The 14,130-nt window shown below is 48.5% G+C and carries 13 protein-coding genes; 5 read left to right on the forward strand and 8 right to left on the reverse strand.

Annotated features, from left to right (window positions below; genetic code table 11):
* The first annotated feature begins 310 nt into the window (after positions 1 to 310).
* The 5 genes from K0H59_RS07865 to K0H59_RS07885 all read left to right on the forward strand — a co-directional run bounded on the left by K0H59_RS07865 (position 311) and on the right by K0H59_RS07885 (position 4,514).
* Positions 311 to 802 (forward strand): DUF1097 domain-containing protein, encoded by a 492-nt coding sequence (locus K0H59_RS07865; protein ID WP_011622224.1) that lies wholly within the window; start codon positions 311 to 313, stop codon positions 800 to 802.
* Between the two features lie 114 nt (positions 803 to 916).
* On the forward strand, positions 917 to 2,371 hold the full coding sequence (locus tag K0H59_RS07870) for a methyl-accepting chemotaxis protein (RefSeq protein WP_220055168.1): 1,455 nt from the start codon (positions 917 to 919) through the stop codon (positions 2,369 to 2,371).
* Positions 2,372 to 2,817: 446 nt separating this feature from the next.
* A complete protein-coding gene (locus tag K0H59_RS07875) occupies positions 2,818 to 3,198 on the forward strand; it encodes a hypothetical protein (protein WP_258405901.1) in 381 nt (126 codons plus the stop codon).
* 213 nt (positions 3,199 to 3,411) lie between these two features.
* Entirely contained in the window at positions 3,412 to 3,954 is a 543-nt protein-coding gene (locus K0H59_RS07880) for a GNAT family N-acetyltransferase (protein WP_220055170.1), read from the forward strand.
* A gap of 128 nt (positions 3,955 to 4,082) precedes the next feature.
* Positions 4,083 to 4,514 (forward strand): nuclear transport factor 2 family protein, encoded by a 432-nt coding sequence (locus K0H59_RS07885; RefSeq protein WP_088212158.1) that lies wholly within the window; start codon positions 4,083 to 4,085, stop codon positions 4,512 to 4,514.
* Between the two features lie 239 nt (positions 4,515 to 4,753).
* Here K0H59_RS07885 and xthA read toward each other — a convergent pair whose 3' ends face one another.
* The 8 genes from xthA to K0H59_RS07925 form a co-directional block, all read right to left on the reverse strand.
* The gene (gene xthA / locus K0H59_RS07890; RefSeq protein WP_220055171.1) at positions 4,754 to 5,566 is read right to left on the reverse strand and encodes an exodeoxyribonuclease III; all 813 of its coding nucleotides are present in this window, start codon (positions 5,564 to 5,566) and stop codon (positions 4,754 to 4,756) included.
* Complete coding sequence (locus K0H59_RS07895) at positions 5,566 to 5,865, reverse strand: YciI family protein (RefSeq protein WP_011072939.1); 300 nt, start codon at positions 5,863 to 5,865, stop codon at positions 5,566 to 5,568. Before K0H59_RS07895 ends, xthA begins: the two co-directional genes overlap by 1 nt.
* Positions 5,865 to 6,410: a septation protein A gene (locus K0H59_RS07900; protein WP_220055172.1), complete on the reverse strand. Its 546-nt coding sequence runs from the start codon at positions 6,408 to 6,410 to the stop codon at positions 5,865 to 5,867. The genes K0H59_RS07895 and K0H59_RS07900 overlap by 1 nt, the downstream gene beginning before the upstream one ends.
* 155 nt (positions 6,411 to 6,565) lie before the next feature.
* A complete protein-coding gene (gene fhuF, locus K0H59_RS07905; protein ID WP_220055173.1) occupies positions 6,566 to 7,594 on the reverse strand; it encodes a siderophore-iron reductase FhuF in 1,029 nt (342 codons plus the stop codon).
* Between the two features lie 88 nt (positions 7,595 to 7,682).
* Positions 7,683 to 9,896 carry a TonB-dependent siderophore receptor gene (locus K0H59_RS07910; protein WP_220055174.1) on the reverse strand — a complete coding sequence of 738 codons (2,214 nt, stop codon included), beginning with the start codon at positions 9,894 to 9,896 and terminating at the stop codon, positions 7,683 to 7,685.
* 84 nt (positions 9,897 to 9,980) lie between these two features.
* Positions 9,981 to 11,876 (reverse strand): IucA/IucC family siderophore biosynthesis protein, encoded by a 1,896-nt coding sequence (locus tag K0H59_RS07915; protein ID WP_220055175.1) that lies wholly within the window; start codon positions 11,874 to 11,876, stop codon positions 9,981 to 9,983.
* A complete protein-coding gene (locus K0H59_RS07920; RefSeq protein ID WP_220055176.1) occupies positions 11,873 to 12,529 on the reverse strand; it encodes a GNAT family N-acetyltransferase in 657 nt (218 codons plus the stop codon). Before K0H59_RS07920 ends, K0H59_RS07915 begins: the two co-directional genes overlap by 4 nt.
* The gene (locus K0H59_RS07925; RefSeq protein ID WP_220055177.1) at positions 12,529 to 14,019 is read right to left on the reverse strand and encodes a lysine N(6)-hydroxylase/L-ornithine N(5)-oxygenase family protein; all 1,491 of its coding nucleotides are present in this window, start codon (positions 14,017 to 14,019) and stop codon (positions 12,529 to 12,531) included. Before K0H59_RS07925 ends, K0H59_RS07920 begins: the two co-directional genes overlap by 1 nt.
* Positions 14,020 to 14,130: the final 111 nt, after the last annotated feature.

The following is a 14,130-nucleotide window of genomic DNA, read 5'->3' on the forward strand; positions in this document are numbered from 1 at the left end:
TACCACAAATAAATTGCTTGTTAGCAAATTTACGGGCATTAATGCCGAAAATTAGCAATAGATCAGGTTTTTGTTACCAGAATAGAGGTAATTTAACCAATATGTTTACTCAAGTGACCTAAGGTATGCGGACTCGCGTACACATTCATTTGAATCGGTTCCTAGTCGGCCTGTGAGTCTGTTTTCGATTGCAGATCCCTACTAAAAATTGATCGACACGGAAGTGAAGGGCGCTATAACACCATAATACAGCCGCACCTTAAGCGCATTTGAGTATTAACTTCCGTGAAAACAATACAAAGGGGTCATCATGGAAAATCGTTGGCAAGTCGCTATTTCGGCGGGGCTATTAGCCGCTGTCTGGTGTGGTATCGCAGATGCCTTTCATCTCGTTACTTGGATTGGCTTTTTAGGTTGTAGCACCTTCTTTGCTCAGCCGAAGGCCGGTTTTCAAGGCGTGATGATGGCGTGGTGCACCAATCTTTCCGGTGTGTTTTGGGCTTGGCTCATTATCAGCGGTAGCAGTTTCTTCGTATCGCCTGTGGCTGGTTATTTGTTTACGGGTATCGCGACCTCGGCAATGTGCCTGCAGGCCAGTTATCAAAAATTAAGCTTTATTCCCGGCGCTTTTATTGGCTGTTGTATTACTTTTGCCATGGCAGGGGATGTCGCCAATATTGTGCCATCCTTAGTGTTGGGCGCGCTGTTAGGTTTTTGCATGAGTTTGTTGACGGCGCAGTTAGTTACTCTTCGCCAAAAATGGTCAGCATCAACAGGTTCTGAAATCGCCAGTGCCGATTAAATTCATCATGTTTTAATCTGCAGATGATGCCTGTGCGGTAAAAAAGTGATGGAATAGATGAGCTATAATGCTGATTTAGTACCCGATAGCCTTTAGGTCTTAGGAAATATCAAGATGAAACAAATCCAGTTTCGCACCATTGATGCCATATTGATCAAATTCAGTCTCAACGGAAAGTTTTGGGTTGTCTGTTCTATGGTGGCGCTGATCACCGCCGCCGTTGCACTCGTCAATTACCAACATGCTCACCGCAACCTCGAAGCCGCCTCTGTGGCTCGGGTACAGGCGACCGTCGATGCCTTTGCCCAAGTCGCGAATACGCAAAAGTTGCAGGGTGATGCCCTGTCACAATTTGCCCGTGACAATGGTTTAAGTGTTGTCACTCGCCAAACAGAGGCGCAGCGCCAAAGGGATAATGTAACCGCCAGTGCCAGCGTGGGAGCAGGCGGCGCACTCGAGCTGTCGCAAAATGTTGCCCAATGGGAAAGTGAGGGGCGCAGCGATGCCAACTTAATGTTTTGGCTCGCGTTAATCGGTTTATTGCCCTTATTCCAACTCAGCTACTGGATTTCAACCTCCCTCGGCGGTGGCCTGTGGGATATGTACATGGCCATCAAACGCTTAGCCGATGGCGACTTAAGTTTTAGATTAAACTTTTTCGGCACCGATGACTTCAGCTTAATCGCCCGCGAAATTGACCGCTGCGCCGATAATATGAGCGAAATGGTGAGTGCTATCCGCAGCAATGCGCAGACGCTCTCCCTCGCCGCCGATGAGTTTAATCAGCAGGCAAAAAGCAGTGGCGAGTTAATTGGTGCCCAGCATCAATTTTTAGATTCAGTGGCTGTTGCCATGGCGCAGATGACTTCGGCGATTGAAGAAGTGTCGGTCAATGCCAGCAACACCTCGCTCCAGACCAAAGATAACGCCAGCCAAATGAGTGCCAGCCAAGGACGTATTAGCCACACGGTGGACAGTATCGGGCAGCTCTCAACCAAGATTGGCGCGGCATTTTCATCGGTAGAACAGTTATCTAAGGATGCGGCGGGTATCGATGCCGTAGTGACGACCATCAACAGTATTTCCGAGCAGACCAATTTGCTGGCGCTGAATGCGGCGATTGAAGCGGCCCGTGCGGGCGAACAAGGCCGCGGTTTTGCGGTGGTTGCCGATGAAGTACGTACCTTGGCGGGACGTACTCAACAAGCGACAGTTGAGATCCAAGCGATGATCGAAGGATTGCAATCGGGCACTCGTCAGCTATCCAATATCACCACTGAAATTGTGGACCGCGCCGATGAAGGCCGCTGCGCCATTATTGCCGTGGGCGACGATGTTGAGGGGATGGCGCAATCGGTTAATGCTGTATTCGATATGAGCAGCCAGATTGCTGCATCGGCGGAAGAGCAGAGCGTTGCCGCCCGTGATATTGCTGGCCAACTTAATGAGATCCGTCATCAATCCGATACCATTAAACAAACGGCGCAGCGCAGTGTCACCCTAGCGCATGATTTGCAACATGCCTCGGTTGAACTCGAAGGGATCCTTAAACAGTACCGCACTAGCTAAGCCGCGGTTTTTATGGATTGGTTCTCATTAGTATAAAAGCGAAACGGTGGTTAGCTGGCGAAGCTTAGTCGCCAAATCTAAATAACTAAATCCAAATATCCAAATACAAATGGCGGTTGCATCTAATGCAGCCGCCATTTTTTATGCTTATTTACATCCGTTATTGTTATTGCCTTTGCTGAGACACGTCAAAGTGAACCAAAGTCTTACAGACTTTCATTTAGCCGCTGAGCATTGAAACTACAGCTTGGTATAAATTCAACTCATTGTTAATAAAAGGTAAATGCTTAATCAGTCTAAAGCGTGACTTTGGTTTCATTATCAAAATACCGTTGGAGAGGCGCTGAAACTGGGGTAGGTTATCAGCCTTATATCCCCTGTGATTAGGGGCCAAGGCATAAGAGAGATTTGACGAGCATATGCAAAGGGTTGAGAGAGCCGCCTGCGTGGTTAAAGACACACTTGATGGCTACCGAGAGGAATTTGATGGCTTGGTGAGGGAATATGCGAATTTCTCCTATACCCAAGGGGAAGCTTACTGCGATTTTTTTGTTGATATAGCATCTATGATGAATGGTTCATGGCTATTAACGGCCGAGCTTGAGTCTGACACAATTGCTAATTTTAAATCCTTCGACTGGTACCGTATCTTGGCCATTGATGAAGCGCATACGCCAGAAGATGAATTGATCACATTATTACAGACGGCCTATAAAATCGGCTATCTCTGGTTAATAGAACGTTTGTCATCACTAAAACAGCAAATAGATATAATTGAAATCCGGCTGTATCACAATGGCAGTCTTGATTATCAAGCTTTGAATTAGCGGGATGAGGTTGATTTGCCAAGCTCAATATCTGCCTTTTAAAAGTGATTTAGTTATGTCTCCTTTAGCCGAATATTGCCTACTGTCGCAAAAGTCTAATGGCCTTATTTCACTATCTATTCGGTTGCTATGTTTTTGATAAACTAAATAAATCTCTTTGCATATAGTGACTCCGTGTGCATTTCCAACTTAAACAGTAAATGGATAGCTTTAATGTTAGGAATAAAAATTGAAACAGAACGTTTAGTTCTTAGAGCATTTAATGAAGATGACTCTAAAGCATTATTTGACATTTTTTCCGATCCAGAGGTGATGAAATATTGGAATTCTCCTCCTTGGCGATCATTAGATGATGCCGCTGCATTTATAAATAATAGTTCCGACTTCATGTGTGATTCCCGCGGAATGACATTAGGGGTTTATAAAAAACATAGTGGCGAACTGCTAGGTAAAGTGATGCTCTTTAATTATGACAAAGAGTCAAAGCGAGCTGAAATTGGATTTGGAATAAGCCCCAAATATTGGGGAAAAGGTATCGTTTCCGAGGCTGGGACTGCATTAATTAAATTTGCATTTAATACATTGGGTTTGCGTCGAATTGAAGCGGAGATTGACCCTGAGAATGTTTCTTCTGCCAAGGTGTTGGAGCGTATGGGGTTTATCAAAGAAGGTCATCTAAGGCAGCGCTGGGAGGTGAGTAGCGTTATCTCGGATTCTGCTCTTTATGGGCTACTTGCTGAAGATTTAAGAGCCTGAGGGCAACTGATTTGAACAAGTGGTTAATGTCAGAAATATCCGTGGTTTGGCTCTAGATTGTCATGGACTCTTTAGTGCCCCGCTAGATGGAATTTTGTTTAAAAATCAGTATAGATACAGGAATAATGATGGAAAAGGATGCATTAGTTAAGCTTGCCATTGAATACTTTAAGAAAGTTGATGCGGGTGATGCGAGTTACTTAGATTTATTTAGCGAAGAGGTAGACTTTTTCTTCCCCAAATTTGGACGCGCTATGGGTAAGGACAGCTTAGTTGAGTTTGGCAATCGCATCGGCAGTTCACTTAGCAGTATTTGGCATGATATCGACGGTTTTAACATCACTGTTTCTGGCAATAAAGTTATCGTTGAAGGGCAAGAAGGTGGGGTCATGAGTGATGGCACCGTTTGGCCAGACAACAAGATTTCAACTGGTCGTTTTTGCAGTGTTTTTGAGTTTACTGACCATCTTATTAGCCGCATGTACGTGTACGTCGACCCTGACTTCCCAAGCCTCGATGTAGCGAGGATCTCTGTATTGTCAGGTCAACAGCAGGCCTAATGAGTAGCATTGTGTAGGTGAGCAGTACGTTAAACCATGATCGAGAACAAGTCTTCGCAATGGAGTATGTTGTGACAAGGATAACGGAATTACTCAATACATTAAACGCGTTATCGGCGGCTGATCCAGAGCGTTATCCGATCGTGACATTAGATGGGTACTTTATTGGACTCTATAACAAAAAAACATCGGCCTAGGCCGATGTTTTTTATATCGATTAAAGTAGTCACTCAAGCGTGTTAGGCTTCTTTAAAGGTGCTCCAAATTGGCGCGTGATCTGAGGGTTTATCGATGCCGCGCAGATCGTAATCGACGTCGGATTCGACTAAACGTGCGGCCAGTGACGGCGTGGCTAAGATCACATCGATGCGTAGGCCACGGTTATCATCGAAGCCTTTGCTGCGGTAATCGAACCATGAATAACGCTCGCTGCGGTCGGGGTGGCGTTGACGGAAGGTATCCACCAATCCCCAATCCTGCAGGGTTTTCAGCCATTCACGCTCTTCGGGTTGGAAGCTGCATTTGCCGGTTTTTAGCCAACGTTTGCGGTTGACTTCACCGATGCCGATATCCAAATCGATAGGCGAAATATTGATATCTCCAATGATGGCGATGTCTTCATCGTTGCTATGATTAGCGTGCAGATGCGCCATTAAGTCCTGATAAAACTTACGCTTAGCAGGATACTTTGTCGGATGGTCGATGCTTTCGCCCTGGGGGAAATAACCATTCAACACAGTTAGCGGGCGGCCATTTTCCTGAGCAAAGGTGCCGATAATCATGCGGCGCTGCGCATCTTCTTCATCGGTTGCAAAACCCTTTTGCACTTTAAGTGGTGCAACTTTGGAGAGCATGGCTACGCCATAGTGCGCCTTGCCACCGTGGTAATGCACGTGATAGCCCATGGCCTCGACTTCGGCGAGCGGGAAGGCTTCATCGTGCACTTTGGTTTCTTGCAGGCCGATAATATCGGGCTGATGGCTGTCGATTAACGCTTGCAATTGATGCAGGCGAGAACGCAATCCATTGATATTGAAAGAAACGATTTTCATTAAGGGAGAACTCGTTTAAAGGGTTTAACCACAACGCTTTGATATACGCCCGCCGCGAAGTAAGGGTCGGCATCTGCCCAGGCTTGAGCCGTGGCTAACGAATCGAAATCCGCAACCACTAATGAGCCGCTAAAACCCGCATCGCCTGGGTTTTCGCTATCGATAGCGGGGTGTGGACCCGCAACCAGCAAACGACCTTCATCGGCCAGTTCCTGTAAGCGTGCTAAATGCGCAGGACGCGCTGCTAAACGTTTTTCTAAGCTGTTCTCAACATCTTGAGCTGAAATCATATACCACATTATTTGAGTTCCTTGCGTTGATCTTCGGGAAGATGTTTATAAAGGTAAAAGACGGTGATAACGGTATTAATCAGGGTTAAGGCGGTGAGGCCAAACACTTTAAAGTTCACCCAAGTTTCTAACGGCAGTCTAAAGGCTACATAGATATTGACTAGGCCACAGATGGCAAAAAAGCTCACCCAGTACCAAGTTACGTGTGCCCAAATCTTATCGGCCACCTTCATCTCTTTACCCAACATGGACTTTAAAATCGACTTGTTGAGTAGCTGGCTCACGCCAAGGGCTAGGGCAAATAAAGCATAAATAATAGTGACTTTCCACTTGATAAAGGCATCGTCATGGAACACTAAGGTGAGGGTACCAAACACTGTCACCATAGCGAAGGTAATAAAGTGCATCTTCTCCAATTTTTTGTACAGCGCATAGGTCACGACTAATTGCAGTGCGGTGGCTGCGATTAAGGCGCCACTGGCGATATAAATATCGAAAAATTTATAGACGGCAAAAAAGATAATGAGGGGCAGAAAATCAAGCAGTTGTTTCATAAATAATCGTGTTAAGAAGACGTGGGCTTGAGTGTAGCACGGGGGGCTAGAGGGAAAAAGCCGTGAAAGGTGACCGATTGCTAACTGTTGCATCAAAGCGGCGGCAACGGCTGTTGCAATCCATGTTGCCCTTATAAGTTGTCTGACCGATAAGGCTAAGCTTGTGCGGCACGTTTTGCTTGGGCGCGCGTGGCTAACGGGCAATCACCGCAGCGATGACTATTAACGAGTTGATACCTTAAGCAGCACACGCGGCGAATATTGTCAGTGTGAGTTGCAGTGTCGGGCAGCAGATTAATGCTGTTATAGAGTGGATTAGCCTCGCCATCTTCAAAGGATTTTGTGTTAAATAGCAGCGCCTTAAGGTACTCAAATTCAATATTTGGCAATGCCATTTCGCCTAAATACCAGTGAATAAGGTAGCCTAAATGGCTCCAATACAGCTTGGCGGGTGTTGGGCTTAAATCGGCTAATCGCTCAACGCTAGGGACTAGATGGCTTTGAATCCATTTAATAAGTTGTCGCTCGCGGGGGGGCGTTAATACCGTGGTTTTAACTATGGCGGTTTTCACCTGAGGAGTGGGGGCTAAGGTTAATTGAAACTCAAAACCTGCGACTCTGCCCGAATCGTGGGGCCTAAGGTAAAAATGCTCAGGCGCTATATCAATCTGCTCAATTTGCTCAAGGGTGCTCGCAAGCGAGTGCGGCGCGTTAATAATCCACTCCAGCATGGGCGGTACTAACAGACCGAAATACCACTGCCCCCAGAGCGAGTGCAGGGCTTTGGAATTATGGCTATGGCTGAGCAATACCTGCTCGGGAACATTTTCTGACGGGATGGAAGATGTGGTTTTTGCCAAAGGTGGATAGGCCTTGGCAAAATCCAGTAACAGCTGCTGATAAACGGCTGGTTGACTCCAAGTATCAACACTGAGTCCTTGGGGCTTAGTGGTTGCCACAAAATGCTGAGCATAAAAAGGGGCGCGTAGCGCCAGTCGTTGATTAAACGCTTTGGCGACTTGAGTTAAATCCATTTGGTTCTTTGTTAAACCGAGTTCTGTTTGTTTGGTGTTCGCAGTGCCTAAACTCTGCGCGCACTTGGTCTGGCAGTGCTTGGTAGCACTCGGTTTAGTCTTACTGTAAAGCTTGACTAAGGCAGGGACTGACTCTCCTTGGCGCGCCATAATCACTCCTTAGGCTTGAATGGATTAAACTGCGGTGAGTTTATTCACCGCAGTTTTCATTGATTAACAGTTGGGTATCGACAGTCCGTTAGAAGCGATAATCCAAATTCACGCTCATGCTGCGTGGGGCGCCGTATTGGAACTGGCTATATTGCCCCACTTGGCTGTAGTAGGTTTTATCTAAGGCGTTGTGCACATTGGCGCTTAGCTTTAGCTGCTCAGTAAAGGCATAACTTGCCATTAGGCTGGCCAATGCGTAGGAGTCTTGCTCAACCTCGACTCTGCCTAAGGGTGAGTTCACGGTTTGGTAGACACGGCTCTGCCAATTAACCCCTGCGCCGAGCTGCAACTTGTTCCAATCGCCGCTAAAGGTATAAGTGGTAAAGAGCTTTAGCTGCTGGCGAGGGGAAGTGGTGTTGATGCGATTGCCCTTAGGATCGTCGGTGCTGAATTGGGTGTAGCCGAAGTAGATATTCCAGTCATCGGTGATTTTGCCCGTGGATTCAAACTCAAAGCCTTGGGTTTTAGTGCCGTTAACCTCTCGATACACTGGGATAGTGGTACCCGGCAACACATCGCCAGTGCGTTCGCCAACATTATCTTGGCGAATTTCAAATACCGACAACGACATATCTAAGCTTTCATCCATTAAGCTGGCTTTAATACCCGCCTCGTAGTTTTTGCCTTTGACGGGGTCGATGTAACTGGCATCGATACGCTGCAAGGTTTGCGGCGCAAAAATATCCGTATAACTGGCGTAGAGGGAGTATTGCTCGCCCAGAGCGTAGGTCAGACCAAAATAGGTGGTGAGCTCATTGTCGACGTTGAAATCATACTTGCTGCCAAAGTTATCTTGGTCGGTTTGCCACTGGTTAAGGCGTAGCCCCGCAAGCAATGCCAAGGCATCGGTCAGATTGAGCTGCGTGGCCACATAGGCGGCGCTTTGCTCGGTTTCACCGAAGGAGCCCGTGGTGTGAGTCTCCTTCCACTGAGGTTTTGGATACTGGAAGTTAGGATCGCGAAAATCCCCCAAGGGCGGCACGGCGGCCGTAGGATAATAGTAAGGGTTGGCAAACTCTTGGCGCTGACCCGTCCAGCCAAAGGTGAGCTGGTGCTCTTGGCCAAACAGGGCAAACATTCCCTGCGCCCGTAAGTCGAGGTTATGTTGGGTACGACTACCATCGACATAGGCGATTGAGCCTGCGGTTGTACCTATGTTTGTTACCGGATCAGGATAGCCTGTAGCCCAGAGTACATCGTATTTCAGTGAGTTATCGCCGTAACTGTAGGTGCCTTTTAGCTCCCAACCGTTATCAAAATGATGTTCAAGGCTGGCGAAGGTATTGAGCCCTTGGGTATGCGCCGAGGCCCAATCGGGGGCGGTGGAGGTAGCGCGATCGTAATTTGTACGGCTGCCATCACTGTGGAACAGCGGCAGGCCGCCGGACATAGTGCCTTCGGGCGTGGTGTCTTGATAATCCACGCCTAAGGTAAGCAGTGTGCTGGCGGTAATATCGGTTTCAACAATGCCATAGAGGGTGGTACGTTGCTGCTCGTATCTGTCTTGGAAGGATTCTTTATCCTGATAGGCGGCGACAACACGGCCACGAATGCTGCCACTGTCGTTTAAGCCGCTGGATAAATCGACCATGCCGCGCAGATTGTTCCATGAGCCAACACTCACTGAGGTGCTGCCCATAAATTCTTGTGTCGGGCGTTTACGAATAAGGTTAATCGCGGCCGAGGGATTACCCGCACCTGTCATTAATCCTGTGGCGCCACGGACAATCTCCACCCGCTCGTAGATGGCAGTATCGATAAGATTATCGCCGTAGTTAAAACGGGTGTCATAGGTGGTGGGCACGCCATCGTAAAGAATGCTAGTGACCGCAATCCCGCGGGAGCTGATGCTGTATCTGTCATTGTCCATCGGCCTAGCGTTGATGCCAGCTACGCTAGTCATGGCATCGATCACGCTGTTTAGTTGCTGGTCATGCATCATTTGGCTAGTCACAGAGGTGACGGATTGCGGCGTTTCTAAATTGGACAAATCTAGACCCGTTGCCGTGTTCATCGCTGGGGTTTTGTAGCGATTATCGTGGAGATCCTTAGCGCCAACGACATTAATGATTTCAATGTCTTTGGTGGACTTTTTCTGGGTGTCGCTGGCATCGGCATAAGCATAGGGCATGCTGAGTATGGCAGAGCAGAGGATAAGTTCAGGGCGTGTGATGGCGAGTTGGCAGTGCGCCGCGAGGCGGTTGAGGGGGAAGGTTTTCATAATAATGATCTTAAATTCCATTTAGGCTGTTTGGTTGACTAGGTTGTTTTTGGGCACAGACGCGTGCCCAGAGTGGGCGCGGGCCCACTCAAGGTTAAAAGTGATTTAGGGGTTGGGTTTTAGCTTCTGATTTGCTGAGCCAAAGGCATGGCTTTGCCTAAAGGCGGCCAGCGGATTAACAATTTCGCCCGCAAAGCGCAGATTTTTTTCCCTGTCGGCAAGGTCAATCATCTGCTGGTTGTTATTAAGCTGAATGCGATTCAGGCAAGTGCGAACGAAGCTGTCTTTAAAGAGATCGTATTGTGCAAATTTGTCCGCCAACTGCGGATGCTGCGCTTGATAGTCGCGCACATTGTCTGCCACAAGCTCCCAAAACAGCGCTTCGCTGACTTCGGTTTGCTTATCCAGAATTGGCGCTAAATAACGGAAAATACAGTCAAAAATATCGAGCAAGATATAGTTGAGCTTCATATCTTCTTCAAGCTCGACCGCAAGGCGCTGTACTTCTTGCGGCAGTGGCTCGCTACCGTTGAGTACTGCGACTTCTTCGCCGATATCCTTCATCAATATTTTGACCGGGATGCCAGCATCGAGCACTAAAATCAGGTTCTCGCCATGGGGCATAAACACCAGATCGTAGGCAAAGAAGGCGTGTAATAGCGGCGATAAGTAGAGGTTGAGATAGCGCTTGACCCACTCCTTGGCGCTTAAGCCCGAGTGCGCGATTAAGGCGGCAAGCAGGGCTTGCTCCTGATGATCGACGTGTAATAGCGCCGCCATGGTCATCAGGGTTTGCTGCGGCTCAATATGCGGCAACGGACTCTCGCGCCAAAGCGCCGACAGCATTTTCTTATAGGCGCTATCTTGAGTGAGCGCCTCTTCGTAATACCTGTGGTGATAACCGATTGCGGCGATTTCTTTTAGGATCACAAAACCTTGCTCGGCAAAATAGCTATCGCTTTCGATAAGCTTGGCCACCCAAGCGTTGATCTGTGGGGTGCAGCTCATATACAGCGGCGAAAGCCCGCGCATAAAGCCCATGTTTAAGATAGAAAGCGCGGTTTTGACGTAGCATTTTTGCGGCGCAGCTAAGTTAAAGAAGGTGCGGATCGATTGTTGAACTTGATAGCAATCTTGGCTCTCGCCGAGATAAATAATGTCGCCGCGGGCGATTTCGCCAGCAAAGGTGCGGGCAATTTTTTCGCGCCACTGCCAAGGATGAACGGGCATAAAATAAAAGCCATCGGCCGCTTGTCCCTGTGCGCTTAAGTGTTGTTGAAACTCGGTGAACTGTTCACCAAGCTCCTGTTTTAACAAGCTATCATGGTCTAATCCTTCGAGGGCGGAGAAGGTGGTTTTGTCCTTACGCACCGCAATCCACACTAGCTGAAGCGCGCTGGCACTCTCGGGGGCAAATTGGTCGTAGTCCTGCATATCAAAACCAATGCGGCCATTATTGGCGATAAACACTGGGTGCCCCTCGGTCATGCCCGCCTCAATCGTTTGATAGTCGGCCTTAGCGAGTGTTGCTGCGGGGATGGCTTGATGGGCCAACTTATAGGCCTTGCTGTAGAGGGTACTGGTGATTTCTTCAAGGTAAGTGGGCAGCAGAGTTTCACTCATGCCTAAGGCATCTTTCAGTTTGATAATCAAACTCATTGCATCGAGTGGCTTGTCTTGGCCCGCGCTGCTGACCCGAATCGACTCGGTTTTTATCTCAAGGTGATCGAGCTGATAATGGCGCGCACTGAAGTAATAGGTGCAGTCCTTGAGCCTTAGCTCATAGTGATTGATGTCTGCCGCTTGGCGGTAAATTTGTGGGGTGATGATCTTCTCATGGGTAAATTCGCAGAGGATTTTCTTCACCAAATGGCGATTGGCCGCCTGCCAATATTCCGGTATTAAGTGGGCGGGAACATGCGTGTGGGCAGCGGCCTCCAGAGTGGGGAATTCGGTTTGAGTGAATGGCGTGAGTAATGCGCGGTTAGTGGCTAAGTTCATCGGTTTACCTGCAAAGTGATAGGGTTAACTGCGGTTGCATGGGTTACTTGAGTTGCAGTGCGTTGCATAAAAGGGGCGCTGGTTTTTTGCGCTAATTGGCGACTCTGGGCGCTACAAAAACCGAGGAATGCGGCTTTGCTGCGCAGTTGAATGGCTTTTTGGTAGCGGATCCCAACTTGGCTGTTTAAGCGGTGGATTTTGTGATTTTGCTGATCCGGCTCGACAACCATTCGTTTAAAGGCAAGCTTTTCGAGAATGAGCTCAGCAATAGCCTGCATCACTTGACCGGACAAGCCATGAACAGGCTTACCCTCAAGCGGCGCGAGGATGAGGTGCATACCGCAATCGAGTCGCTCCACGGCATAGTGCTCACCCACTTCATCCTGGGCGGGATCGTACAACTCCACCATAAACAGCGGTTTGGCTTGCCATTCACCTATTAGCGCAACCTTGTGCTCGCTTGGCGCCAACGCCTCAGCAAGTGCATCGAGACTCATCCCCTGCATCCCCCAAAAGCGGGCATAGTCTTGGTTAAACCAGCTCTGCAACATAGCGAGGTGTTGCGGGAGATTGAGCGGTTTAAACACAAACTCATCAATCACAATGGGTGTTGAGAGTGAGGCCGCACAGTGGCGACTCCAATGTCTGGCCATTACTGCGCCTCCTTGTGGGGTGCCATCAACACCGACACACTGCCGCCCGAAGGGCTTATCCGCAGCGCAGTTTGTGGTTCAAGGCCGCGATGCTGCGCAGGTTGCACCGCCGAAGATATAGTCTTGCTTGGTGTGGCTGTTATGGCTGAATGGGTGCTGCTTGTGGGTTGGTTTTGCTGCGCGCGGATTTTGCTGGGATCGAAGGTTTGGAAGGCGATACTGTCTTCAATCGGATAGGGTGCGTAACCTAAAACCGCTTGCAGAATCGTCGCATTGCGGTAGCAGCCCATGCCCAGATCCGGTGAGCTGATGCCATGGGTATGCAGGCCCGCATTTTGGATAAAAATATCGCCTCTGATATCGATGCCATAATCCCGCTGAATGGCGAGTTGGCCGCGATCATCAAATTCAATTTGTAATTTAATGCCTTGAATAAATTCGGGTAAACGATATTGATAGCCAGTGCCTAACACGACGGCGCCCGTTTGTTGCTCGAGGGCATATTCCTGTTCGAGGTGGTTGAATTTGAGCGTTAGCTTGTCACCCGAGGTCTCTATCTTATCGAGTGCCACATTGGTCAGCAGCTGACATTGGATATCGCTGACTAAGCGTTTTTGGTAAAGCAGGTCATAAATATCGTTGATTAACTCGGCATTGATCCCCTTGTAGAGGGATTTTTGGTTCGCAATCAAGCGGCTGCGTTTCTCTGGCGTCAGTTCATGGAAGTAATCCACATAATCTGGCGAAGTCATTTCTAGGGTGAGTTTGGTGTATTCCAGCGGATAGAAGCGTGGCGAGCGGGTCATCCAATTTAATTGATAACCATAAGTATCAATATCTTGCAGCAGATCGTAAAAGATTTCCGCCGCGCTTTGGCCACTACCGATCACGGTAATGGCGCTTTGGCTCTGCAGGTAAGTTTTCTGCTGCATATAGCTGGCGCTGTGCATCACGCGGGGGTCGTGTATCGGGCAATTGTCGGGTACATAGGGTGTGGTGCCCGTGCCGAGCACCAGTTTACGGCACAAATAGGTTTGGGGCTGGCCGCTGCGTCTATCCACACCCGTAACATGGTAGATACCTTCACCGGCGTTGTAATCTAGTTGGGTGACCTTAAAACCGAATCTCAGATTGGAGAGCTGTTTGCTAACCCATTGACAATACTGGTTATACTCATTTCGCGGCAGGAAAAAGTTCTCACGAATATAAAAGGGATACAGCCTGCCAGTTTGCTTGGCAAAATTCAGGTAACTATAGCGACTAGTGGGATCGGCCATGGTCACTAAGTCGGACATAAACGGCGTTTGCAGCCGAGAGGCGCTGAGCAGCATGCCGGGGTGCCAGTCAAACTCGGTTTTGGCATCTAAAAACAAACAGCTAAAGCCATCGATGGGTTCACTCAGGGCGGCCAATCCGAGATTGAATGGACCTATGCCGATACCGAGTAGATCGAAAATCCTGCGATCGTTTTCCTTTTTTGGGGTAGTCACTTACGCCTCCTTAAGTTCCAGCTGCCAACCGAAACTGTGGTTGTCATCATCGGCTGATGGGCAAGCCAGGAGTGGTTCTCTCTATCTCAGCCGAGTGAGTCATTCCCTTAT

Source organism: Shewanella sp. FJAT-51649 (assembly GCF_019457435.1).
Taxonomy (GTDB): Bacteria; Pseudomonadota; Gammaproteobacteria; order Enterobacterales; family Shewanellaceae; genus Shewanella; species Shewanella mangrovisoli.

Coding starts and splice junctions, on each gene's coding strand:
- K0H59_RS07865 (WP_011622224.1), top strand. CDS start 311: ATGGAAAATCGTTGGCAAGTCGCTATTTCGGCGGGGCTATTAGCCGCT.
- K0H59_RS07870 (WP_220055168.1), top strand. CDS start 917: ATGAAACAAATCCAGTTTCGCACCATTGATGCCATATTGATCAAATTC.
- K0H59_RS07880 (WP_220055170.1), top strand. CDS start 3,412: ATGTTAGGAATAAAAATTGAAACAGAACGTTTAGTTCTTAGAGCATTT.
- K0H59_RS07885 (WP_088212158.1), top strand. CDS start 4,083: ATGGAAAAGGATGCATTAGTTAAGCTTGCCATTGAATACTTTAAGAAA.
- xthA (WP_220055171.1), bottom strand. CDS start 5,566: ATGAAAATCGTTTCTTTCAATATCAATGGATTGCGTTCTCGCCTGCAT.
- K0H59_RS07895 (WP_011072939.1), bottom strand. CDS start 5,865: ATGTGGTATATGATTTCAGCTCAAGATGTTGAGAACAGCTTAGAAAAA.
- K0H59_RS07900 (WP_220055172.1), bottom strand. CDS start 6,410: ATGAAACAACTGCTTGATTTTCTGCCCCTCATTATCTTTTTTGCCGTC.
- fhuF (WP_220055173.1), bottom strand. CDS start 7,594: ATGGCGCGCCAAGGAGAGTCAGTCCCTGCCTTAGTCAAGCTTTACAGT.
- K0H59_RS07910 (WP_220055174.1), bottom strand. CDS start 9,896: ATGGAATTTAAGATCATTATTATGAAAACCTTCCCCCTCAACCGCCTC.
- K0H59_RS07915 (WP_220055175.1), bottom strand. CDS start 11,876: ATGAACTTAGCCACTAACCGCGCATTACTCACGCCATTCACTCAAACC.
- K0H59_RS07920 (WP_220055176.1), bottom strand. CDS start 12,529: ATGGCCAGACATTGGAGTCGCCACTGTGCGGCCTCACTCTCAACACCC.